We start from the raw sequence: 22063 nt of genomic DNA on the forward strand, positions 1-22063 counted from the left end.
TTTTGTCGTCCCACGCAATCGCCGTGGTGTCGTTTATCGAGACCCGCCATGCGAAGCTGTCGAACGTGGCGTCTTGTGACGCTATTTGCAAAAATTATAAGTCAAGATAGTGAACAAAATATACGTTTATTGAGCATATTGTATAAATCTTGTGCGACTATCTTCCGATAGTTGAAGCAGGTGACTCACGAGTCCAAAGTCCAGGTTGAAGTACGCCCAAGTCGCGACGCAGTCGCGTGGCAGCCACAAGAAGACGGAGATTCGATGAGAGCCATCATTACAGGCGCAGCGAGCGGCATTGGCCGTGCGGTGGCCGAACGCTTCACCGCGGATGCGAAGGGGCGCGGAGGGCGCGCTGCGCAATTGCTGCTGGTTGATCTGAACGAGGCCGCGCTCGAAGATGCCGCCGGTCGTTTGCAGGAAGATGGGGCACAGGTGCTGACGTTCGTCGGCGATCTGTCCGACGCGGGCGTACCCACGCGGATCGTCGAGACCGCCGCCCGCGCATGGGACGGCCTTGACGCGCTGATCAGCAACGCGGGCATCATCCAGCGCGCGAGCCTGCTTGAATTGTCGGTCGATGACTTCGACAGGTCATTTGCGATCAATACGCGTGCGACGTGGCTGCTGGCGAAAACCGCGCATCCGATGCTCGCCGCGTCGAAAGGCTGCGTGGTCGCCACCGCGTCCGTTTCCGCGCAACAGCCGACGCCGCCTCTGGGCGCTTACAGCGCCAGCAAGGCCGCGCTAGTGATGCTGATCCGACAGATGTCGTGCGAGTGGGGGCCGGACGGGATTCGCTGCAACAGCGTATCTCCTGGTTCGACGCACACTGCCATGACCGACGCGCGGTATTCGGACCCGCAGCAGCGTGCGGCCGCGGCAAAACGCAACCCATTGCAGATGGTCGGCTCGCCCGCGCAGCAGGCCGCCGTCATCGCCTTTCTGGCAGGGCCGGATGCGAGCTATATCACCGGTGAAAACGTAATCGTCGACGGCGGTCTGCAGAACATGCTGATGCTCGCGTCGGCAATGGGCGACCCGTGGACGCGGTGATCTTGCCCGCGGGCGCTGTCATAGCCACCGGTTCGTAGCGTCAATTCTGCAACTGGCGTTCGATGAAGGCGAGCAATGCGGCGCTGAACGCGTCGTTTCGGTCGCCAGCCACCATGTGTCCTGCGCTTGCCACGTCGACCGATTCCGCGTGCGGTATCACAGTCTTCAGATGGCTAACGCTCTCATGGGTCACGAGCTCGCTGCGTGCGCCGCGCACCAGCAACGTCGGTACCCGTACGTTGCGCGCAGCGGCGTCGTAGCGTGCGGCGAGCCGGTTCGGACTGGCGTCGAGCGAATTGATGAGCGCCGGGTCCCAATGCCAGTAGTAACGGCCATGCTGGAGCCGCAGGCTGTGTTTCAGGCCGGATGTGTCCGCAGGACGCGGCCGGTGCGGAAGATAGGCCGCCACTGCCTCAGCTGCTTCTTCGATACTCGCAAATCCGTCGCCATGCTGTCGCATGAAGTGTTGGATTCGCGCTTCGCCGACCGCATCGACGCGCGGTGCGACATCCACCAGAACCAGGCTTCGCGCGATTACAGCCGCTTCGCCGACCGCGGCGAGCGCAATCAAACCACCGAGTGATGCGCCAACGAGCATCGGCGATTCGGGCAGCGCATTCGCCAGCGCGCGTAGATCCTGGATCTGCGCGTCGAGACTGTAGTCGCCGTCGGGGGCCCAGTCGCTTTCGCCATGTCCGCGCAGGTCGACCGAGACGACGCGCAGTCCGCGCAGGCTCAGCGCATTGGCGGTATGGCGCCACGCGCGGCGCGTCTGTCCGCCTCCATGCAGCAGGATCACCAGTGGCGCCGCCGCGTCGCCGGCGAGATCGGATGCGAGCGTGACGCCGCCATGTGCCGAAAAACGTCGTGTCACGCGCGTCATTGAAGGCCCAGTTCGCTTAGAAGTGTGTCGCGCAACTGGAATTTCTGGATCTTCGACGTCGACATCGGCCATTCTGTGACGAAACGCACGACTCGCGGCACCTTGAACGACGATATTTCGCCACGGCAGAACTCGATGAGATCCTCAGCCGATGCGTTGGCGCCCGGTTTCAGTTCGACGAACGCGGCGGGAACTTCACTGTATTTTTCGTCCGGTATACCCACCACCTGCGCGAGCTTGACGCCCGGATGGCGACCGAGCAGAGTCTCGATCTCGGCGGCTGCCACGTTTTCGCCGCCAACCTTGAGCATTTCCTTCAACCGCCCGTAAAACATCACGTGCTGCCGCGCGTCGATCGAGCCGATGTCTCCGGTATGGAACCAGCCTTCGTCATCCAGCGCCTGCGAGGTTTTCTCGGCGTCGCGGTAGTAGCCGTCGAACATGCTGTAGCCACGCAGCCAGACTTCGCCGCGCTCGCCGGCCGGGACATCGGCGCCGCTCACCATGTCGGCGATTCGGACTTCGAGCCCGACAAGCGGAATGCCGAGCTTCGTGAAGCCGTCTTCTGGATCCATCGTCCAGGTGCCGGTCGAGACGATTCCCGATGCCTCTGTCATTCCGTACGTGCCGACCTGCAGCGTATCCGGCATGCCCTCCCGGAACGCGTCTCCCACACTCTTCGGCTGCACGGCGAAACAGCTGTTCATCAACTTGACCCGGGATAGGTCTGTCCGTGCGAAGTCCGGATGGTAAGCGAGCGCTTGCAGGAATGTGACAAACGGTACGAACGCCATCGTTGCGCGGTGCGTTTCGATCATTTTTAATGCCAGCCCGGCGTCGAAATATTCCATGCCGATGTAGGCGCCACCGACTTCGAAGATCGACAGCATCGGCAGCACCGCGGCGATGTGGAAGAGTGGCAGAGGCGACCAGATGCGGTCGTCAGCGGTGAGCTGGAAGCGATGGCGACCCAGCACGCTGCTGTTGCGCGCCATGGCCTCATGCGTGATCAGGCAGCCTTTCGGATTCGAGGTCGTGCCCGACGTGTACAGGATCATCCCAGTGTCGCGCACACGCGTCCTCACGCGGCTGCGATGCACGTCGATTTCATCGATGCGTTCGGCGGCCTCCTCGAAGCTCTGTTGCGAAACGAAGCCTCGCGCGGACGTGTCGCCGAGCAACACGATATTGCGCAGGCGGGGCGTGCCCGGCAACGTCAGTGCGTGAGAGTCGGCCGCGTCGGACAGGCCGGGCAATGCAGTGTTAAGCCGGTCCACGTAGTTGACGTGATCCGCGATCGCATCGGTCGTCACCAGCGTGACGAGGTCTGCGTTCTCGATCACGTACGCCAGTTCGCTAGAACGGTATCGGCCGTTGATCAGCACGGATACGGCCCCGCAGAACGCCACTGCGAAGAATACTTCGACTAGTTCCGGCGAGGTCGACATCAGGATGCCCACGTGTTGCTTTGGCTTGACGCCCATCGCCTGGAGACCGCGCGCTGTGCGCAACGCCCGTGTGACGAGTTCCGCGTAGGACCAGGTCTTGTCCGGAAAGATGAGCGCCGCGGCGTTGGGATATCGATCGTATGCCTTGAGAAGCAGATCGCCGATCGTGGTGACGTCGATACGGCTGCGCACGAGGTCTTCGCCGATATACGGTTCGAATGCACTGATCAGTTCGGATTCGTCTTGCGTGTTTGAGTAAATCACTGCGCTCATTGCCAGTCTCCTGAATGGACGACGCCACTATCGCAAATGCTTGACCTGGGTTCTTCTATCTTTGGATAGTTGCCGGCGCAGCGGCGCGCTGCGACGCTGCATGTCATGAACCCGCAGACCCGCGGCCCTGAACACTCTCCGATCTGTTCAACATGACTCAAGCATTCATCTATGATCACGTGCGCACGCCGCGCGGGCGTGGGCGGCCTGACGGCGCGCTACACGAAGTGTCGGCGGCGAAACTGGCGGCCACCGCATTGCGCGCTCTAGCTGAGCGCAATGCGCTCGACACCTCTTTGGTAGACGACGTCATTCTCGGCTGTGCGCAGCCGGTCGGCGAGCAGGGCGGTAATATCGCCCGCGCCGCGCTGCTGGCCGCCGGCTACGCACAGAGCGTCGCGGGCCAGCAGGTACACCGCTTTTGCGCGTCGGCGCTCGAAGCGGTCAACAATGCCGCGGCGCAGATTATGTCGGGACAATCGGAGGCTGCCATTGGCGGTGGCGTCGAGTCGATGTCGCGAACGGTCATTGGCGCGGACTCAGGCGCATGGAGCGCTGACCCATGGGTCGCCTACCACAACTATTTCGCGCCGCAGGGAATCGGTGCGGATCTGATTGCGTCGATTGACGGATACACGCGTGCCGATGTCGACACGTTCGCGCTCGAAAGTCAGCGCCGGGCGGCACACGCGTGGAAGAACGGTTACTTCACGAATTCGATCGTGCCGGTACGCGACCTGCTCGACGAAGTGATCCTCGATCGCGACGAGTACATTCGCCCTGATACGACGCTCGAAGGGTTGGCCAACCTGAAACCGGCGTTTACGGCGCTCGGGATCACGGCGGGTTTCGACACAGTCGCGTTGCAACGCTATCCACAGGTTGAAGCGATTGAGCACGTGCATACCGGCGGTAACTCGAGCGGCATCGTGGACGGTGCGGCTGCTGTACTACTTGGGAGCGAAACATTTGGTACTGCGACTGGCCTGAGCGCGAGGGCGCGAATCAAAGGTTTCGCATCGATGGGCAGCGAGCCGACGATTATGCTGACCGGCCCTGCGCCGGTCACGCAGAAGCTGCTGAAGCGCCTCGGCATGACGGTTGCCGATATCGACCTGTTCGAAATCAACGAAGCGTTCGCGTCGGTCGTGCTTCGCTTTATTCGCGCGATGCAACTTGATCCTGAACGGGTCAACGTCAATGGCGGCGCGATTGCGATGGGCCACCCACTCGGCGCCACGGGCGCGATGATTCTTGGCACTGTGCTTGACGAACTCGAACGCCGCGATCTGAACACCGCGCTCATTACGCTTTGCGCGGGCAACGGTCTTGCCACCGCGACCGTTATTGAGCGTGTCTGAGCCGCCTGACTATCGAATACATGGAATTTCGAGCATGCAAACACTGACTATGCATGTCGATGCGCAAGGCATCGCACTGATTACGCTGAACGATCCGGCACGACCGATGAACGTCGTCGGTCCAGCGTTTATTGACGATTTCATCGAGGCAATCGAACGAGTGGCGACCGATCCGTCGATCGTTGGCGCGATCGTCACATCCGCGAAGCCGGCTTTCATGGCTGGCGCCGACCTCAAGCATCTGATGAGCCTTTTTGATGCCGGCGTGTCGCGGCAGCAGGCATTTGCGCTGAGCCGGCGCGCTTCCGTTGAGATGCATCGGCGGCTCGAGACATGCGGCAAGCCGTTCGTGTCGGCGATCAATGGACTGGCGCTCGGTGGTGGGTTCGAGCTCTGCCTCGCCTGTCACTGGCGTGTGATTGTCGACGATCCGAAAGCCGTAGTCGGTTTGCCGGAGGTCAACGTTGGCCTGCTGGCCGGCTCGGGCGGAACACAGCGACTGCTGCGCATGATCGGGGTCGACAAGGCGCTGCCTTTGCTGTTAGACGGCAAGTCCGTGACGCCGCAGGAAGCACTCGCGCTAGGCATGGTCGACGCAGTGGTTCCCGCAACCGAGTTACTCCCAACCGCGCGCAGATGGTTGATCGAGACGCCCAACCCGGTGCGCAAGTGGGACACGAAGAACTATCGGCTGCCTGAAGGGGCGGGGCTGCTCAGTTCGTCGCTGGCGACAACGTACTCGATGAACGTTGCGAAAGTCGGCGCGAAAACCTTTCACAACTATCCTGCACCCATTGCGATTCTCGATTGCGTGTTCGAAGGTGCGTTGATGCCGTTCGACAAGGCGCTGACTGTGGAATCGAAGCACTTCGCGCGGCTGATGTCGGGTCCTGTCGCGCGCAATATCGTCCGGACCAACTTCGTGAACAAGGGGTTGGCCGATCGACTGGCACGCCGTCCGGAAGGGGTGCCAAAGTTCGATGCCCGCAAGATCGGCGTACTGGGCGCGGGAATGATGGGCTCAGGCATTGCGTACGTCGCGGCACTGGCGGCCATTGACGTGGTGCTGCTGGATGCGACGCAGGAACAGGCGGAACGCGGCCGCGACTACTCGCGCAAGCTGCTGGCCGGCGCGGTCGAGCGCGGACGGCGCGACCAGGCCAGCGCCGACGCGATCCTCGCGCGCATCACTGCGACGTCCAGTTATAGCGCGCTCGCCGATTGCGATCTCGTCATCGAAGCGGTGTTCGAAGACAAGTCGGTAAAAGCAGATGTAACGCGCCAGGCGGAGGCAGTGTTGCAGAAGTCGGCATTCTTTGCCAGCAACACGTCAACGCTCCCGATCTCCGAGCTTGCCCGGCAGTCGGACCGGCCTGAGCGCTATATCGGTCTACATTTCTTTTCGCCGGTCGACAGGATGCCGCTGGTCGAAATCATAGTCGGCAAGCAGACCAGCGAGACGACTGTCGCACAGGCGCTCGATCTGGTCGCTCAACTGCGGATGACACCCATCGTTGTCAACGACAGCCGCGGCTTCTACACGAGCCGGGTGTTCCAGACGTTCATTCACGAAGGCATGCGCATGCTTGAAGAGGGCGTTGAGCCGGCCTTGATCGAGAACGCCGCGCGCTTCGCCGGGATGCCTGTAGGCCCGCTTGCGGTGCTTGACGAAGTCTCGATTGAACTGCCGTGGAAGATCGTGATGCAGTCACGCGAGGCACTCGGCGACGCATATGACCTACCCTGTTCGTATGACGTCATGCGGCGGATGCTCGACGAATTCAAACGACCGGGCCGGCGCGGCGGTGGTGGTTTTTACGACTATCCGGAAGGAGGTAAAAAGCGCCTTTGGAGCGAGCTAAAGTCGGCGTTTCCGCCGGTCGCGCCGCAACCTTCCGTCGATGAAGCCGGTAAGCGGATTCTCTATATCCAGGCGCTAGAAACGGCGCGCTGTCTGGAAGAGGGCGTGCTCACGCATGCCGCCGACGCTGATATCGGCTCGGTGCTCGCCTGGGGTTTCCCGTCGTACACAGGCGGCACACTGTCATTGATCGACGCCGTTGGGCTAAGCACGTTTATTGAAGAGTGTGAACGCATGGCAGCTGCTTACGGCCCGCGCTTCAAACCCTCGGCATGGCTGCGCGAGCGGGCGATTCGAGGCCACCTCTTTCACGCGGTGGCCGGGCATGCGTCCGAAGCCGTCGCGTAACTGCATAGCGTCGAGGGATACCCCATGCGGCGACTGATTTTCGAGGCAGAACACGAGCAGTTTCGCGATTCGGTGCGGCGTTTTTTTCAGCGCGAGATCGAACCCCATGCCGCGCGCTGGCGCGAGCAGGGCATCGTCGACCGTTGGGCCTATGAGAAGGCTGGGCAGCAGGGCTATTTGCTGATGTGGGCCGACGAGCAATACGGCGGCGCTGGCGTGTGCGATTTCCGCTACGAACAGATCGTCTATGAGGAGAACATCCGTCATGGCGAGCCCGGCTTCTACATCAATCTGCACTCCGGTCTCGTCGCGCCATACATCGGCAAACTCGGCAATGACGAGCAGAAGCAACGGATACTGCCTGGCTGCATCGACGGCACGACGATTCTCGGCATTGCGATGACTGAGCCCGGCTCGGGCAGCGATCTGGCCGGGATGAAGGCGCACGCGAAAGACTGCGGTGATCACTGGCTGCTGAACGGATCCAAGACCTACATCTCGAACGGTCAACTCGGTGATCTGTTCATCGTGGCGGCGCGTACGGTGCCGGAACAGCGTTACGGTATCGGGCTTTTTCTTGTCGAAGCGGACCGGCCCGGCTTTCGGCGCGGCAACCGGCTGCACAAGATGGGGCTGGCTGCTCAGGATACGTCGGAACTGTTCTTCGACGACGTCAAGGTGCCGAAGTCGAACGTGCTCGGCGATCCGACGAAGGGCTTCGGCTATCTTGCGCGGTCTTTGAGCGGTGAACGGCTGATCGCGGCGGTCGGCTCGATGGCGGCGGCGCAGACTGCATTTGACCTCACGCTTGACTTCATCAAGGACCGCCATGCCTTCGGCCGCGCGATCGGTACGTTTCAGAACAGCCGGTTCACGATGGCGTCGCTGCGCGCACAACTCGATGCGATCCAGACTTTCGTCGACCAGTGTGTGATCGCGTACAACGCCGACGAACTGACTGCGGAGATCGCCGCCGAGGCCAAGCTGCTGTCGAGCGAACTGGAGAATCGCGTGATCGACGACTGTGTGCAGCTGCACGGCGGCGCGGGCTATATGGAGGAATACCGCATCTGCCGGATGTATACCGACGCGCGCGTGACGCGCATTTTCGCGGGCTCGTCCGAGATCATGAAGGAGATCATCGGGCGCGGTCTGGGACTCGACGAACGCAGGGGGAGCTGATCATGGGTCCGTTGCACGGAGTTCGTGTCGTCGAGATTGCGGGGTTGGGCGCGGCACCTTATGGCGCGATGATGCTGGCTGATATGGGCGCTGACGTGGTGCGCATCGACCGCCCAGACGGTGACCAACACACGCCGGACACTTCGCCGCTGTTGCGCAACCGGCGCTCGATTGCGCTCGACCTGAAGCAGCCGGAGGGCGTTGCGAGCGCGCTCGCGCTGATCGACAAGGCCGAAGTGCTGATCGAAGCGTTTCGCCCGGGTGTTGCCGAGCGGCTTGGCATCGGTCCGGAGATCTGTCTGGAGCGTAACGCGAGGCTCGTCTATGCGCGCATGACCGGATGGGGACAGCAAGGGCCGCTCTCGCAGCGTGCGGGGCATGACCTGAATTACATCGGCATCAGCGGGTTGCTCAATCAGATCGGACCGACGGGCGGCAAGCCGGCGGTGCCGCTCAATGTGATCGGTGACTTCGGCGGCGGCGGTCTGCTGCTAGCCTACGGCGTAACGTGCGCGTTGCTGGAGGCTCGTGTTTCGGGACTTGGGCAGGTGGTCGACGCGGCGATGCTCGATGGGGCGGCTTCGTTTCTCGGCATGTTTTTTGGCTATCGCGCGGACGGAAAATTCATTGATGGCGTGGGCCGCAATTTCCTTGGCGGAGGCGCTCACTACTACGACACCTATCAAACCCAGGACGGCAAGTTTCTGTCTGTCGCGCCAATCGAGCCGCAGTTCTATGCGGCGTTTCTCGAGCGGCTCGGGGTGGACACCGAGCGCTTCATGTCAGCGGGTTATCCGTCGCATACTGCGCGCAACATCGAACACGACTGGCCCGAGCTGAAAGCCGAACTCGCGGCGATCTTCGTTACCCGGCCACGCGACGAATGGTGTCGCGTGTTCGAAGGTGCAGATGTTTGTGTCACGCCGGTGTTGAGTCTGCAGGAGGCGCTTCAGCATCCTCACAACGTGGCCCGCGAAACCTTCGTCGAGGTCGATGGAGTTGCCCAAAATGCGCCGGCGCCGCGCTTCAGCCGTACGCCGGCCGGCCTGCCGCGTGGACCTCGCCCGGCAGGTGCCGACGTCGATGCGATTGTGGCCGACTGGGACCTTGATCGCACCCTGTTTGAACGAGCCAGTCGAGCTAACCATCAAGGAACTCAATGATGAACGCGAATGACTTACCGTCGCTGCTCTCGACGAGCGATACCGATCCCCATACGTTCTATGACGCGATGCGCGAACGCACTCCAGTGCTGTGGGACGAGCGGATGAAAGGCTGGCTCGTACTGTCGTACGATCTGTGCAAACAGGTCCTTTCCGATGAAGGGCACTTCCGCCATCCATATGCTGACGCGGACGCCACAATGATCGAAGTGAAGGGCGGCCGGCGCAACGTCACGGTCTTGCAAGGTGCGGAGCATGACCGGATGCATCGCTATGTGGTGCAATTGTTCAAGCCGGCGAATATTGCTGTCTACACTGAGCATCACATTCGCCCCGTCACAAAGTTTCTGATCGATCGCTTTGTGCAGCGGGGCAGCGCAGAACTGTTCAGCGAGCTCGCGTTGCAACTGCCTTGCAGGGCGTTCATGTCGCTGTTCGGGATGGATGCACTCGACGACGCGTTCTTGCACCGGGTCATGCGGCTTCACGACGACATCATGGTCTGGGCAGGTGGCCGGCACTTTCTCGGCGAGGACGCGACCCAGCGCGCGCTCGATGCGTCGCACCAACTCAATGCGATCTTGCTGCCGTATGTGCGTAGTCGGCGTGACAATCCGACCAACGATCTGATCAGCCGGCTCTGGGCGGAAGCCCCCGAAGTGTTGGCAGATGCAACCGAGGAGGACGTGCTGGCCACCTGCCGCGAACTGTATCTGGCCGGCAGCGACACGACGGTTCATGCGTTGTCGAACGCAATCTATGTGTTGCTCACGGAGCGTGCGGTATTCGAACGGGTTAGCGGAGACCGTGGCGAGGCGCTGACGAGCTTTATTGAGGAAGTGATGCGGGTCTGGGGTTCTGTCCAGTACCGCTATCGTGTCGCAAACGAGGACATCGAACTGGGCGGCATGCCGGTCCGCAAGGATCAGGTTATCTTTACGATCAACGCGGCGGCTAACCGCGACCCGGCGCATTATTCTGCGTGTCCGGCTCATGTCGATCTCGATCGACCGGCGGTGCGCGACCACCTCGCGTTCAATGTCGGACCGCGCAGTTGCGCGGGCGCGCAACTCGCGCGCGCGGAAATGCGGTTGGCGCTGAATGCTCTGCTGGACCGACTACCGGATCTGCGGCTCGATCCCGCTGCGGAACCGCCTCGTTTCCAGGGAATGTTCACGCGCTCGTTCAGGCCATTGAACGTCGTGTTCGCTCCGCAACGATGAGTTGCGGAGCGGCTCCCTTCATTACGGATGCGTGAGGGGAGCAGACGATGTACGCCTCGCGTTTCAGAACTCGACGTTAGCCGCACCCTTCAGGCACAAGATCTCGCGTGCTTCCTCCGGTGTAGCGGGTTCGAGTCCCAGACCACGCAATAACTCCTTTGCCTTTTCGACCTGCTCGGCATTCGAACTTGCCAGCTTGCCCTTGCCGATCCACAGACTGTCCTCGAGACCGACGCGCAGATTGCCCCCCATCGAGGCGGCCATCGCGGCGATCGGCATCTGGTTGCGTCCGGCACCCAGCACCGACCACCGATAGTCGGTGCCGAACAGTCTGTCGGCGGTGCGCTTCATATGCATCACGTCGTCGGGATGCGCACCGATGCCGCCGAGTATGCCGAAGACGGTCTGCACGAAGAAGGGCGGCTTGACGAGGCCGAGATCGACGAAGTGTGCAAGGTTGTACAGATGCGCAGTGTCATAACATTCGAACTCGTAGCGCGTGCCGCTCGCCGACAGTTCGCGCAACGCGTATTCGATGTCGCGATAAGTGTTGCGGAAGATCAGGTCCTTACTGTTCTCCAGATAGGGTCGTTCCCAGTCGTGTTTGAACTCGGTGAAACGTTGCAGCATCGGAAAGAGGCCGAAGTTCATCGAGCCCATGTTCATCGAGGCGACTTCGGGCTTGAATACAATGGCAGGCTTGATACGCTCGTGGACGGGCATGTACGGCGAACCACCGGTCGTCAGGTTGACGATCGCGTCGCAGGCCGCCTTGATCGTCGACAGGAACGGTGCGAAGGCTTCTGGCCGCTGATCCGGCCGGCCATCTTTCGGATCGCGCGCATGTAGATGCACGATCGCCGCGCCGGCTTGCGCCGCTGCGATCGCCGCAGTGGCAATCTCAGCCGGTGTGACGGGCAGATGCGGTGACATCGACGGCGTATGGATCGCGCCGGTGATGGCGCACGTGATGATGACTTTTTTCGATTCGGCCATGGTTACTCCTGTTCTGTTGCAGCTTGAGTCCTGGCAAGCCGTGCCTCTTGGAAAGAGCGTATCAGGCACATCAGGTGTTCTAGGTCGCACCGACACTGCCGCCGTCAAGCGGCAGCACGGCGCCGGTTACGTAGGCGGATGCGCGGGATGCGAGGTAGATGGCCGTGCCGGCGACGTCGTCGGGTTCCCCGAAGCGCCCGCACGGAATGCGTTCGCACACGGCTTGCTTGACCGAGTCCGGCACGCCTTCGGTGAGCTTCGATGGAAACGGGCCGGGCGCGATCGCATTGACGTTGACGTGCTCAGCGCCGAGACGGCGCGCGAGTGCTCGCGTCAGGTGATGCAGACCGGCCTTGGACGCCACGTAAGAATAGTTTTCGCGTCCGGAAATCCGCAGTCCGCCGATCGAGCCCACGTTAATTATCCGCGCGGGCGCGTCGGCGCTTGCTCCGTTGCGTAGTGCCGGCAGCAGCTTTTGCGTCAGAAAGAAGACCGCCTTCAGGTTCAGCCCCATTACGGCGTCCCAGCTTTCTTCCGAAAACGTGTCGATGGATTCGTCGGCGAGCGCACCAGCATTGTTGACGAGGATGTCGAGCCGCGAATGGCGGCTCATCACGGTGTCGGCAATCCGCGAACGGTCGGCGGCGGATGACAGATCGGCCGGCAACGCGATACAGCGGCCTGTGCCGCCCAGGTCGGCTGCGACCTGCGCACAGGCCGTCTGGTTGCGCGCGACCACGTACACGTGCGCGCCGTGCTCGACAAAACCGCGCGCGATCATCAGGCCGATGCCGCTCGTCGCGCCGGTCACGAGCGCTATCTTGCCGTGGATGGAGAAGAGATTGTCTTTCATCGTTCGTCGATGGGTCGATGGATCGTCGATAGGTAGTCGAGTAGTGCTTACGCAGCAGAGGACTGGGCGATCATGCGTGCAACGTCCGCGTATTGAGGGACGTGCGCCGAAAAGCCGCCGTCGACGGGAATGGTCTGGCCAGTGATAAAGCGTCCCGCGTCGGACGCGAGAAACACGACCGTCGCGGCGATATCGCTGGGTTCGCCGAGTGACGGGCTCAGTTGATGCTCGAGTAGAAAATCGAGTTCCTGCCGGCTGAGATTTGTCTTGACCGCGTCGGTGCCGATCAGTCCGGCAGCGATCGTATTGGCGCGCACGCCCTGCTTGCCGTACTGCGTCGCAATGAAACGTGTCAGGCCGATCAGCGCCGCTTTCGAAGTTCCGTATGCCGTGCGGGTGAGATCCCCGAACAGGCCGAGACCCGAGGCCATGTTGATGACAGCACCACCGCCGCGCTCCAGCATCTGCGGGATCGCATACTTGCAGCACAGCATTGCGCCACGCACGTTGATGTTCATTGTCCGGTCCCAGGTTTCGACATCCATCTGGATCACGTCGAGGTCGCGCGCGAAGTGCGCCGCCGATGTCACCGCGGCATTGTTGAACAGCAGATCGATGCCGCCGAACCTTTGACGTGCTGCCTCGGTCATGGCGCGAATTTGCGCCTCATCGGCGATGTCGGTGCGTATGGCGATGGCCTGTCCGTCACGCGCGGCAATCGCAACGGCAACCCGGTGTGCGGCTTCGCCGTCGAGATCGGCGATGACCACCGCCGCACCTTCTTCGGCCAACCGGTGCGCAGTGGCTTCCCCAATGCCGGAGCCTGCTCCGGTGATGACCGCAATCTTTTTCTCGAGTACTTTCATGACGTCGTGGACTCCAGTGTATGAATGTTTGCCGGCTTGCTTTGATAGCGTGTCAGGTGCTGACAGTCGTCTACATGGTTCGTCTCGCTTCGGTGATTTCGACGGTGCCTGCGGTCGCGCCCGATGCATCCGCCCGAACCGGTAACGATCCCGACTATTCCGTCTAGTGCGCCCTTCCGGTTTCCATCGGTTGTCGGTCTGAAGCAGAGTGCTGGTTTACCGTCTGGCGGTCCGGATATCAGGCTGGCGCGGCCCACATCGCAGGCAGCCCGATATCGGTCATAGCGACTACCTGCCTGAGTAACAGCTTCAGGCAAACCGATTCCCAGTAGCCGAGCTGTGCAAAGATTTCCGCCTCGATTGCCTTCGCGGCGGCCATGACCCGCAGCGTCGTTTCGCGCCCTTCAGGCGTCAGCGTGAGGCGGGCTGCCATCGCGTCGGTGGCCGGTGTCGTGTAATGGACCAGGTGTCGCCCGGCTAGTGACTGGACGGTGTCGGACGTGACGCAATGCCCGGTGACTGAAAACATCGCGTCGATCTCGCTGAGCGTTCGTCCGTCCTGCGCGACGAGACTGCTGAGCACGAAGAACTCCGAATCCGACAGTCCATGAGACGCATGAGCGGCCCGAATGCGTGAATAGATCTGATAGTGGGCACGCGGTAGCAGATAGTCGAGGAAGTCTTCCTTGAAGCTCGCCGGTCCTTCTGCCGACGTTTCGTCCGTGTCGCGTGGCGGCAACTTCAGGTTTTTCAACGCCAGACCGTAGCTGCCGCCATGGAAGACGAGCGGCGGATGCTCGCTGCGGTCGAAGTCGAGCACCTCGCCGACAAGGATCAGATGGTCGCCGCCGTCGTAGCGAAACGATGTCCTGCATTGCAGACGCGACGCACAGCCACGCAACAGCGGCACACCGCCTGTGCCCGCATCAGTTTCCACGCCGGCGAATTTGTCGTGGCCGCTCTTTGCGAAGCGATTGGACAGGTCCTGCTGGTCGGCAGCGAGAATGTGGACGGCCCAGTGTCCGGCCCGACTGAAAGCGTCGATATTGCGTGACGTTTTCGCCAGACTCCATAGCACTAGCGGGGGCGACAGCGAAACCGTATTGAAGCTATTGGCCGTCAGTCCGACGCGTTCGCCGCTTTCGGTGCAGGTCGTGATGATCGTCACGCCTGTCACGAAAGTGGCGAGCGTTTTGCGGAATTCGGTTGTGTCGAAAGAAGAGAGTTCAGCCATCGTCCATTCCATTTGCTATCGCCGCTGCGAGATTCAGCGTTGTGCGCCGGTCTTTTCTTCCGTCGCGATCGCACCCTGCGGACATGCGGCTGCGGCTTCTTTCGCGGCTTTCTCCAGACCCGCCGGCACAAGATCGCTCTCGACATAGACGATACCGTTGTCATCGAGCTTGTAAACGCTGGGGCAGATTTCGGCGCATACGCCGTAGCCGCAGCACGCGGCGCGGTCGACGATCACCGTGAGCTGCAACGGCACGGGCGAGGATGGCGAGGGTCGCATACGGTGTCTCCTGTTTTTGTGCTTGTCGCTACATTGGCGTGTATGCACATATTGAACAGAATAGTATCTATGTGTTCATTTTGACAAGTGCAAGTAAACCCTGCTCTATGCCTTGTGAATTCATGGCGACTTACCGGTGCTTTCCAATTAATAGACAAAAAGTAATATTGTTGTATTATTTGTTCAAGAATTGGACAGGATCCCGACGACTGTCGAGAAGGCGCTATGGGTGGTTGCCTGTAGCGTGGGACGGGTGTCGGTGGAGATCAACGGTTCTGGAAAGACAAGGCATTCAATGGCGCGGGCGTCGGGTGTGAAGAGAACGGATGGGCGCGTCGCAACGCCGCCCAAGCGGAACACAAGGGCGAGTGAGCGGCGCCTGCGTTCATTCGGGCGTGAGGAAAGTGTCGACCGGATTCTCGACGCGACCGTCGAAGCGATCGGCCGGCGCGGGTTGCTGCGTTTGTCGCTGAGTGACGTCTGCCGTGTCGCTGGGGTGGCGCGCGGCACGCTCTATCGATACTTCTCGACCAAAGAAGCGTTGCTCGAAGGACTCGGCGCGCGTGAACGCCATCGCCTGGCGGCGTCCGTCAGCGCTTTGATGGAGCGAAGTGGCGATCCCGAAGAGCGTAAGAATGGTGTCCTCGCGATCCTGGTCGAGCAGGAAGCGAACACTGAACTCGCGCGGCTGCTCGAGATGGAGCCGGCGTTCGTGTTCGATTTCTTCGCACGGTCACTCCCGCTCTATGCGGAGCAGATCGGCGAAGCGCTCGGACCTTATCTGCGCGACGTCGATGCGTTGTTGGGAATTACGGGCGACCCGGCGATGCTAGCCGAACTGGTCCTGCGCGTGCGGCTTTCGCTGCTGGTCATGCCGGCATCGGGACGATCGTCGGATTTGCCGGCGCGCCTGAAAAAAATGTGGGACGGAATGATCGACCAGGCAGCGTCGCCGGTCTGAATCTCGCTTGCCTGTCACTGGCAGGACGGCACGAATAGCTTGGGAAGCTAACCCTCTGGAGCAATTGTCGAGCATGCCAAAAATCACCTTCGTCGGGGCCGACGGCACCCGTACGAGTATCGAGGAGTCTGTGGGCGTAAGCCTGATGCAGGCCGCTATCAATCACGGTGTGCCGGGGATCGTAGGAGAATGCGGCGGAGCATGTTCATGCGCGACCTGCCATATCTTCGTCGATGAGCCGTGGGCGAGCCGGCTTGCTCCACCCGGTGATATGGAGGACGCGATGCTGGAGGCGACGGTCGAGCCGCGCTCGCCTGCTAGCCGCCTGGGCTGTCAGATCGAGATTGCCAACGAGATCGACGGATTGCAGGTGCGCCTGCCAAACCGGCAGATCTGAACGGGCCGCGGCCGGATTCGCGGCGCGCGCGTCACGGCAAGGCATGGCTCAGGCGGGTCACGTTGACTTACGCTGTTCGCGCCTGCGCGTGCGGACTTCACGGACCGGTATGTTCTCCTCGCCGAGCACGGTGCTGAGCAGCACGTTTGCGATCGTGGCCGCGTCGCGTTTTGCATCCGCGGGCGTGCGCCGACCTTCGGGCGCGAGCCGTTGCATCAGTGGACCCAACGCAAGGAAGTTGCCGACGCCCTGGACCAGCAGCACCATGAAAGTAGCGCTGGAGATCGGGCGCACGTGCCGTTTTCGTGCAATGCGCGCCAGCAGACGATCCAGTTGCAGGTGAAATGGACTTACGTAAGCGTTGTACAGGTAGTCGAGCCGCCAGGACTCGCAGCGCGCTTCGGTATTGACCAGGCTGATCGAATCGGGATTGGTCGCTGCCCAGTCGATGAAACGCAACACCAGGTCGCGTAGACGGTCCGCGTCGGTTTCGTATTGCGCGTCGAAAATCGCATTCATCGCCGACATCGAATCGGCAATGCCGAAATCAACGGCGCGGCGCCACAGGTTTTCTTTCGAGCCGAACCGCGACGGAATCAGGTTGTGACTCACCTTTAGGCGCCGGCTCAGATCCCGGATCGACGCGCCTTCGTAGCCGATCTCCGCGAACGCCTTAATGGCCAATGCGAGCAGATGCTCGTCGGGAGCGACCGGATCGGCGCTGGCGGCTGGGCGACCGCGCTTGCGGCGCGCAGGTGCGATGGTTTCGGGATGAGCGGCTTGGGTGTCTTTCATGAACGCAAGAAACAAGGGTGCGGGTGAGCAGTATCTCATGGCAAACACCTACGGACGTTTATTTGACGGTTGACAAAATATGGCCGCAAAATGAAGTCCTCGTTGTGTCACATCATCTGGGACCACCCAACGAATCCATCGCATCGCGCGTGATCGGGAAGAGAGGTCCCTCGCCAGGAAGAACCGTATGAATACGTCGAACGAAGCAGTCGTGTTGCCAATGCGCTTTTGGGACCACCGTGCTCGCGGGCGCTGGTGGCCGCTGGCGCTATCGGAGCAGGTGTCCGGCGAGAAGCCGATCGGTCGGATGTGCGCGGGAGAGCCAGTCGTGCTGTTCCGCGACAGGACCGGAACGGCCCGCGCGCTGGAGGACCGTTGCCCGCATCGCCGTGCGCCGCTGTCGCTGGGCCGCATGACGCCGGAAGGCCGCTTGCAGTGCGGCTATCATGGTTGGACATACGAAGGAGAGACGGGCGCGTGTACGGCGATTCCGAATCTGTCGGACACCGAACGGGTGCCGGCACGCTATGGCGCGCGGACGTGGCAGGTCATCGAACGTGATGGCTTCGTGTTCGTGCGAGCTGGCGATGCTACCGGGTTCGAGGCTTCGACCGTCGTCGAGCGCGCGCCGGAACAATGCGCACATCCGTTCTTCGGCTCGGCAATCGTTAGCCTGCACCATGAAGATTACGTCGCTGCGCTCGCAGATGCGCCGCATCTGCTGATGAGTATCGCCGGCCTGCGCGTCACCGACTACGTGACGAGCGACCCAAGGTTGCGCAGCGGCCGCGTCACGATGGAGCGCGGCGTCGTACCGTCGCGCCGCAGGGTGAACCATCGCTTCGTGACCGACTATCCGTTCTCGCTGCAACTGGCGACAACGCCAGGCGCCACGACAACGACAGTCGAGCTTCGTTCGAACACGGAGCAACTTGTGCTGTGGGCGACGCTTGCAACCGCTCCAGCGGCTCGCGGGACAACGGCGGTTCACTGGCGCGGTGGCATTGCCGTCAAGGCACGCGGTGCCCGCACGACACTGTTGCGGCTCCGATCCCGCCTGGGCCGGTCGCCTCTGACGCTGCTAAACCACATCGACGGCACCGCGCTGTCGACACTTGCAATCGGCTGTTCCCGCGATTGGGTCCCCCTGGCTGCCGCGCTCCCGTCGTCGGGTGCCGCGGGCGCTGCGTGAAATAACAGAGGTGCTACGCATGACTACCACGACGCTATCCGAAGAGCCTTCCTTAACCAGTCGTGCGGCGGACCGTCCCGCCGTGCAAGACTGGGTCCCCGGTGTTCTGCAGTTGCGCGATGCATGGTTCCCGGTTGCGCATGTGACCGACGTTCATGAGACCGTTTCCCGACGTCAGGTTCACTCCCAGCCGTACTACCTGTGGCGCGCCAAAGGCGATCTGCATGCGTCTGAACACCGGCCCGACATCGCGGCGGCGAAGCGGCTTCCTTCTACCGCGTTCACGATGGGGACAGGCGATTACCCGGTCATGGAGCGCTACGGCTATGTCTGGGTGTGGTACGGGAACCCCGAGAAGGCCGACGAATCGCTCGTGCCCGACGTTCCGTTTCTGCCGCGCGAGGGTGGCCTGCCCTGGTACACCCGTGGCACGCTGCGCTTTGACTGCTGCTCGGCGTTATCGCTCGAAAACCTGCTCGACCTCACGCACGCCGACTTCCTGCACGCGAATGTGGTCGGCGACGAATATTCCGAGGACGACCGGATCGAAGTGCAGTCTACTTCCGAGACGGTGACGATGATCCGCCACTGCAAGAGCAAATCCGTTGCGCCCATCATGCGTTGGGTCGGCGGTGTGAGGGCGAAGTACCAGGACGTTCGGGCGGTCATTCACGTCCATGTGCGCAATTCCGTGGCAATTGCATACGGTCGCTATACGCCGGGCTTCCATGTGCCGTTGTTTCATCCGTGCGTACCGGAATCGCAGGACCGCTGCCGGCTCAACTTTGCTATGAATACAACTGCCGCACCGGGACCGTTTCGAATCCTGATGCCGCGTGCTGCTTATATCGTCGGCCCGCAGGACAACATCATGGTAGGGCCGCAAAGCGCCCGTTACGCCGAACCGGCAGACCGGCGCGATCTGCACTCGCGTTTCGACGGCGCTGGAACGCGCTATCGCTTCCTGATGCAGCAGATCGCGAGACGCCAACAGCAGGGTGACTTTTCGTTCGGGGCGGACCCGGGACGAGATGTGCGTGAACTTCTCGGCATGCCGGTCCTGTAGCCCGCACGGTGAGCCTGCCCGCTTTTCCCTGCAGAGGTCAAATCGGGCGGTGTCGCTTAAAGCAGCCGCGTCTCGATTGCGCCGGAGAAACTGTTGCAGGGTTTTACTCGGTGCGCAGCGAACGAGTGGTAGGAGGATGGGTGGCCTCCTGATCGGATGGCGTCGCATTGGACAGCGACGCTGCGTTGTTTGAGGCTGCGTCCATCCGTGGCTGGCCCGGCGAGCGAACACAGCTTCCCTGGAAATACCGTAGACCCTTTGTCGATTGTCGCCATACACTCAAGCTGGCAAATCGTTATTTCGATGTGCTGATGCTTGCGGGGCGCAACGCGGCCCGCAACTCCCTTTCCGCGAATTTTTCCCGTGCGGCCAACATGGCGGGCCGATGTTCGAGCGCCCAGTCGTACAGCGCCTGCAGCGGCACGATCAACATCCGTCCAAGTTCGGTTAGCTCATAGTCCACACGCGGCGGAATGGTCGGATACATCGTCCGTTCGACAAGTCCGTCCTGTTCCAGTCCTTTAAGGGTCAGCGTGAGCATGCGTTGCGAGATTCCCTCAACTACTCGACCGATTTGGTTATAACGCATCGGCCCCTGTGACAGGGCGCCGACCACCATCACCGTCCATTTGTCGCCGATGCGGGCGAGGGTGTCGGCGACCGCCCGGCATTCATCGTGGGACGCATCGATTGTGCGAACAAAAGTGTGCGTATCGCTCAAAAAAGTGCCTCCTTGTGCGAACTTTTGCGAACTGTACCATGGCGTAACGAACAAATTGTTCCTGCGAACAGAAAGTTCCTGTTGACCGCGGCAGCGGTCACCTTTGTCCACACAGCTTCGGGGAAGTAAGCATGCAACTCCTGCACATCGATTCCAGCATCTCGGGCACTCAGTCCATCAGCCGGCAGATTTCGGCCAATATTGTTAGCCAACTGAAGCTGGCTAACCCGCTGGTTGAAGTCAACTACCGGGATCTTGCCGCCGTTCCGGTGCCGCAGCATTCGACGGCACTCCAGAATCTCAAGCTGGACGCGCTATCCCAAAGCGGGGCCCTTAACGCCGATTCGGCGCAGTTCGACGTAAGCGACGCGAGAGGCGATCACGCTGCCAGGCTGACACTTCAGCACGACTTCGCTGCAATCCAATCGGTACTCGACGAATTCCTTGCGGCCGAGATCGTTGTAATCGGCGCGCCGATGTACAACTTCGGCATCCCGAGCCAGCTGAAATCCTGGATTGACTGCCTCGCTGTGCCCGGAAAGACTTTCCGCTACACGGAAACCGCCGTGGAGGGTCTCTGTGGTGGCAAGCAGATCATAGTTGCTTCGTCGCGCGGTGGTTTTTACAGCGGACAGTCACCGATGGCGGTACTCGATCATCAGGAAAGCTACCTGACTGGTTTCTTCAGGTTTATCGGCGTGACGAACATCGAGTTCATTCGTGCAGAAGGCGTCAATTATGGTGCCGAGTCCCGGCAGCGCGCTATCGATGCCGCGCTGGCCGAGGCCGCCACGGTGAAAGCTGGGTGAGATGCCATGTCGCAATCGTTAATACAGAGGCGTCAATGAAAAGAATTCAGTATCACCGCTACGGTGGCCCCGAAGAGATGCAGTTGGAAACCTATGAGCTGCCTGCTCCAGCCAGCGACGAGATCCTAGTGCGGGTCAAAGCCAGTTCCGTTAATCCAGCCGACTGGAAAATCCGGCAAGGAGCCATGAAATTCATGACCGGGCGGCGGCTCCCGCGCGCGATGGGCACTGACTTTTCGGGCGTCGTGGAAAGCGTCGGCGGTGGGGTGACGCGCTTTCGCGCAGGCGACGAAGTGTTCGGCACGGTTCCGGTGAAGCCGTCCGGAGCTTTCGCAGAAAAGCTCATTACGAAGGAAAAACTGGCCGTCAAAAAACCGACGTCTCTCACTCATGAGGAAGCGGCAACGTTGCCCGCGGTCGGCGTAACCGCATGGCGAGCGCTTGTCCAAAAGGGGCGTCTGAAGGCTGGACAGGCTGTGTTTGTCAACGGGGCGTATGGCGGAGTCGGACAGGCTGCGGTGCGCATCGCCAAAGCGTTCGGTGCATCAGTAACCGGACGCGTCGGACCGGGCGCGCTCGCCGATGCGAAAACACTCGGGATCGATTCGGTTCTGGACTACACCTTGGAAATCCCGGTTGACCTGACTCGGAAATTCGACATTGTGTTCGATTGCAACGGCAGTCTTTCTCCAGGCGAGGGGGATGCGCTGATCAAACGCCGCGGCGTCGTGGTCGATACCAACCCCTCGTTCTATAAGTTGATGCGCAGTCTGTTTTCGTTGCGACACAAGTTTGTCTTCGGCAGTCCGGACACGGAAATCCTGCAGAAGATCGCGGACCTCGCCGGTGGCGGAAAGCTAAAAATTTCGATCGGTCGCACTGAAAAGCTGGACGACGCTATCGCGCTCATTAGCGATCTGGAGTCTGGTCGGCGCACAAAAGGCAAGGCCATCATCGTCATGACCTAATGGCGCTGAACCTCAGCGTATTCGTGCACTGGAGACTCAGGCAGCCATCGCATGAATTTCGGCGGGTATGGAAAGAGTTGTCCTTTCAGCTACCTGGCTCATCACCGTGCTTCGTAGCTGAGCAGCTA

The 22063-nt window shown here is 61.2% G+C and carries 21 protein-coding genes; 12 read left to right on the plus strand and 9 right to left on the minus strand.

The genetic code is table 11. The features are described 5' to 3' along the window. Positions 1 to 264 precede the first annotated feature (264 nt). Entirely contained in the window at positions 265 to 1056 is a 792-nt protein-coding gene (locus DSC91_RS34710; protein WP_115782980.1) for an SDR family NAD(P)-dependent oxidoreductase, read from the plus strand. Positions 1057 to 1096: 40 nt separating this feature from the next. Here DSC91_RS34710 and DSC91_RS34715 read toward each other — a convergent pair whose 3' ends face one another. Together DSC91_RS34715 and DSC91_RS34720 are read right to left on the minus strand one after the other, a co-directional pair. After that, complete coding sequence (locus tag DSC91_RS34715) at positions 1097 to 1939, minus strand: alpha/beta fold hydrolase (protein ID WP_115782981.1); 843 nt, start codon at positions 1937 to 1939, stop codon at positions 1097 to 1099. Continuing rightward, the gene (locus DSC91_RS34720; protein ID WP_115782982.1) at positions 1936 to 3660 is read right to left on the minus strand and encodes a class I adenylate-forming enzyme family protein; all 1725 of its coding nucleotides are present in this window, start codon (positions 3658 to 3660) and stop codon (positions 1936 to 1938) included. Before DSC91_RS34720 ends, DSC91_RS34715 begins: the two co-directional genes overlap by 4 nt. Positions 3661 to 3812: 152 nt before the next feature. Between DSC91_RS34720 and DSC91_RS34725 the strand changes: the two genes are divergently transcribed. The 5 genes from DSC91_RS34725 to DSC91_RS34745 are packed head-to-tail and all read left to right on the plus strand — an operon-like array spanning position 3813 to position 10798. Next, positions 3813 to 5021 (plus strand): acetyl-CoA C-acetyltransferase, encoded by a 1209-nt coding sequence (locus tag DSC91_RS34725; protein ID WP_115782983.1) that lies wholly within the window; start codon positions 3813 to 3815, stop codon positions 5019 to 5021. Positions 5022 to 5055: 34 nt separating this feature from the next. Further along, positions 5056 to 7230 (plus strand): 3-hydroxyacyl-CoA dehydrogenase NAD-binding domain-containing protein, encoded by a 2175-nt coding sequence (locus DSC91_RS34730; RefSeq protein ID WP_115782984.1) that lies wholly within the window; start codon positions 5056 to 5058, stop codon positions 7228 to 7230. 24 nt (positions 7231 to 7254) lie between these two features. Then, positions 7255 to 8412: an acyl-CoA dehydrogenase family protein gene (locus DSC91_RS34735; RefSeq protein WP_115782985.1), complete on the plus strand. Its 1158-nt coding sequence runs from the start codon at positions 7255 to 7257 to the stop codon at positions 8410 to 8412. 2 nt (positions 8413 to 8414) lie between these two features. Continuing rightward, on the plus strand, positions 8415 to 9575 hold the full coding sequence (locus DSC91_RS34740) for a CaiB/BaiF CoA transferase family protein (RefSeq protein ID WP_279636331.1): 1161 nt from the start codon (positions 8415 to 8417) through the stop codon (positions 9573 to 9575). Next, positions 9572 to 10798, plus strand: coding sequence for a cytochrome P450 (locus DSC91_RS34745; RefSeq protein ID WP_115782986.1), 1227 nt, complete (start codon positions 9572 to 9574; stop codon positions 10796 to 10798). Before DSC91_RS34740 ends, DSC91_RS34745 begins: the two co-directional genes overlap by 4 nt. Before the next feature lie 63 nt (positions 10799 to 10861). Here the strand turns inward: DSC91_RS34745 and kce are convergent, their stop codons facing one another. The 5 genes from kce to DSC91_RS34770 all read right to left on the minus strand — a co-directional run bounded on the left by kce (position 10862) and on the right by DSC91_RS34770 (position 15026). Continuing rightward, positions 10862 to 11794, minus strand: coding sequence for a 3,5-dioxohexanoate:acetyl-CoA acetone transferase (gene kce, locus DSC91_RS34750; RefSeq protein WP_115782987.1), 933 nt, complete (start codon positions 11792 to 11794; stop codon positions 10862 to 10864). A gap of 79 nt (positions 11795 to 11873) precedes the next feature. Beyond that, positions 11874 to 12647, minus strand: coding sequence for an SDR family oxidoreductase (locus DSC91_RS34755; protein ID WP_115782988.1), 774 nt, complete (start codon positions 12645 to 12647; stop codon positions 11874 to 11876). A gap of 47 nt (positions 12648 to 12694) precedes the next feature. Further along, positions 12695 to 13513, minus strand: coding sequence for an SDR family NAD(P)-dependent oxidoreductase (locus DSC91_RS34760; protein WP_115782989.1), 819 nt, complete (start codon positions 13511 to 13513; stop codon positions 12695 to 12697). A 238-nt stretch (positions 13514 to 13751) separates the two neighbouring features. After that, the gene (locus DSC91_RS34765) at positions 13752 to 14747 is read right to left on the minus strand and encodes a flavin reductase (protein ID WP_115782990.1); all 996 of its coding nucleotides are present in this window, start codon (positions 14745 to 14747) and stop codon (positions 13752 to 13754) included. A gap of 33 nt (positions 14748 to 14780) precedes the next feature. Beyond that, entirely contained in the window at positions 14781 to 15026 is a 246-nt protein-coding gene (locus DSC91_RS34770; protein ID WP_175171798.1) for a ferredoxin, read from the minus strand. 313 nt (positions 15027 to 15339) lie between these two features. Between DSC91_RS34770 and DSC91_RS34775 the strand changes: the two genes are divergently transcribed. Continuing rightward, positions 15340 to 15987 carry a TetR/AcrR family transcriptional regulator gene (locus tag DSC91_RS34775; RefSeq protein WP_162831503.1) on the plus strand — a complete coding sequence of 216 codons (648 nt, stop codon included), beginning with the start codon at positions 15340 to 15342 and terminating at the stop codon, positions 15985 to 15987. A 73-nt stretch (positions 15988 to 16060) separates the two neighbouring features. Next, positions 16061 to 16384 carry a 2Fe-2S iron-sulfur cluster-binding protein gene (locus DSC91_RS34780; protein ID WP_115782992.1) on the plus strand — a complete coding sequence of 108 codons (324 nt, stop codon included), beginning with the start codon at positions 16061 to 16063 and terminating at the stop codon, positions 16382 to 16384. A 57-nt stretch (positions 16385 to 16441) separates the two neighbouring features. Here the strand turns inward: DSC91_RS34780 and DSC91_RS34785 are convergent, their stop codons facing one another. Continuing rightward, positions 16442 to 17179, minus strand: coding sequence for a TetR/AcrR family transcriptional regulator (locus DSC91_RS34785; RefSeq protein WP_162831504.1), 738 nt, complete (start codon positions 17177 to 17179; stop codon positions 16442 to 16444). A gap of 187 nt (positions 17180 to 17366) precedes the next feature. Here DSC91_RS34785 and DSC91_RS34790 point away from each other — a divergent pair, with 187 nt between their 5' ends. Together DSC91_RS34790 and DSC91_RS34795 are read left to right on the plus strand one after the other, a co-directional pair. Continuing rightward, positions 17367 to 18371 (plus strand): Rieske 2Fe-2S domain-containing protein, encoded by a 1005-nt coding sequence (locus tag DSC91_RS34790; RefSeq protein WP_167470539.1) that lies wholly within the window; start codon positions 17367 to 17369, stop codon positions 18369 to 18371. Between the two features lie 19 nt (positions 18372 to 18390). Continuing rightward, on the plus strand, positions 18391 to 19437 hold the full coding sequence (locus DSC91_RS34795; protein WP_229758093.1) for an oxygenase: 1047 nt from the start codon (positions 18391 to 18393) through the stop codon (positions 19435 to 19437). 295 nt (positions 19438 to 19732) lie between these two features. On the opposite strand, the gene DSC91_RS34800 is transcribed toward DSC91_RS34795, so the two are convergent. Next, positions 19733 to 20158 carry a winged helix-turn-helix transcriptional regulator gene (locus DSC91_RS34800; protein ID WP_229758092.1) on the minus strand — a complete coding sequence of 142 codons (426 nt, stop codon included), beginning with the start codon at positions 20156 to 20158 and terminating at the stop codon, positions 19733 to 19735. Positions 20159 to 20289: 131 nt separating this feature from the next. On the opposite strand from DSC91_RS34800, the gene DSC91_RS34805 reads away from it, so the two are divergent. Together DSC91_RS34805 and DSC91_RS34810 are read left to right on the plus strand one after the other, a co-directional pair. After that, positions 20290 to 20967, plus strand: a complete 678-nt coding sequence (locus DSC91_RS34805; protein ID WP_115782996.1) for an FMN-dependent NADH-azoreductase — start codon at positions 20290 to 20292, stop codon at positions 20965 to 20967. A 35-nt stretch (positions 20968 to 21002) separates the two neighbouring features. Next, positions 21003 to 21935 carry an NAD(P)-dependent alcohol dehydrogenase gene (locus DSC91_RS34810; RefSeq protein WP_115782997.1) on the plus strand — a complete coding sequence of 311 codons (933 nt, stop codon included), beginning with the start codon at positions 21003 to 21005 and terminating at the stop codon, positions 21933 to 21935. Positions 21936 to 22063 lie beyond the last annotated feature (128 nt).

It is taken from the genome of Paraburkholderia caffeinilytica (genome assembly GCF_003368325.1).
In the GTDB taxonomy this organism is placed as follows: Bacteria; Pseudomonadota; Gammaproteobacteria; order Burkholderiales; family Burkholderiaceae; genus Paraburkholderia; species Paraburkholderia caffeinilytica.

What these genes read in the sequence shown, in the direction of transcription:
- DSC91_RS34805 (WP_115782996.1), top strand. Translation starts at nt 20,290, where the DNA reads ATGCAACTCCTGCACATCGATTCCAGCATCTCGGGCACTCAGTCCATC.
- DSC91_RS34725 (WP_115782983.1), top strand. Translation starts at nt 3,813, where the DNA reads ATGACTCAAGCATTCATCTATGATCACGTGCGCACGCCGCGCGGGCGT.
- DSC91_RS34710 (WP_115782980.1), top strand. Translation starts at nt 265, where the DNA reads ATGAGAGCCATCATTACAGGCGCAGCGAGCGGCATTGGCCGTGCGGTG.
- DSC91_RS34720 (WP_115782982.1), bottom strand. Translation starts at nt 3,660, where the DNA reads ATGAGCGCAGTGATTTACTCAAACACGCAAGACGAATCCGAACTGATC.
- DSC91_RS34810 (WP_115782997.1), top strand. Translation starts at nt 21,003, where the DNA reads ATGAAAAGAATTCAGTATCACCGCTACGGTGGCCCCGAAGAGATGCAG.
- DSC91_RS34790 (WP_167470539.1), top strand. Translation starts at nt 17,367, where the DNA reads ATGAATACGTCGAACGAAGCAGTCGTGTTGCCAATGCGCTTTTGGGAC.
- DSC91_RS34760 (WP_115782989.1), bottom strand. Translation starts at nt 13,513, where the DNA reads ATGAAAGTACTCGAGAAAAAGATTGCGGTCATCACCGGAGCAGGCTCC.
- DSC91_RS34765 (WP_115782990.1), bottom strand. Translation starts at nt 14,747, where the DNA reads ATGGCTGAACTCTCTTCTTTCGACACAACCGAATTCCGCAAAACGCTC.
- DSC91_RS34745 (WP_115782986.1), top strand. Translation starts at nt 9,572, where the DNA reads ATGATGAACGCGAATGACTTACCGTCGCTGCTCTCGACGAGCGATACC.
- DSC91_RS34785 (WP_162831504.1), bottom strand. Translation starts at nt 17,179, where the DNA reads ATGAAAGACACCCAAGCCGCTCATCCCGAAACCATCGCACCTGCGCGC.
- DSC91_RS34730 (WP_115782984.1), top strand. Translation starts at nt 5,056, where the DNA reads ATGCAAACACTGACTATGCATGTCGATGCGCAAGGCATCGCACTGATT.
- DSC91_RS34735 (WP_115782985.1), top strand. Translation starts at nt 7,255, where the DNA reads ATGCGGCGACTGATTTTCGAGGCAGAACACGAGCAGTTTCGCGATTCG.
- DSC91_RS34740 (WP_279636331.1), top strand. Translation starts at nt 8,415, where the DNA reads ATGGGTCCGTTGCACGGAGTTCGTGTCGTCGAGATTGCGGGGTTGGGC.
- DSC91_RS34795 (WP_229758093.1), top strand. Translation starts at nt 18,391, where the DNA reads ATGACTACCACGACGCTATCCGAAGAGCCTTCCTTAACCAGTCGTGCG.
- DSC91_RS34770 (WP_175171798.1), bottom strand. Translation starts at nt 15,026, where the DNA reads ATGCGACCCTCGCCATCCTCGCCCGTGCCGTTGCAGCTCACGGTGATC.
- DSC91_RS34715 (WP_115782981.1), bottom strand. Translation starts at nt 1,939, where the DNA reads ATGACGCGCGTGACACGACGTTTTTCGGCACATGGCGGCGTCACGCTC.
- kce (WP_115782987.1), bottom strand. Translation starts at nt 11,794, where the DNA reads ATGGCCGAATCGAAAAAAGTCATCATCACGTGCGCCATCACCGGCGCG.
- DSC91_RS34755 (WP_115782988.1), bottom strand. Translation starts at nt 12,647, where the DNA reads ATGAAAGACAATCTCTTCTCCATCCACGGCAAGATAGCGCTCGTGACC.
- DSC91_RS34780 (WP_115782992.1), top strand. Translation starts at nt 16,061, where the DNA reads ATGCCAAAAATCACCTTCGTCGGGGCCGACGGCACCCGTACGAGTATC.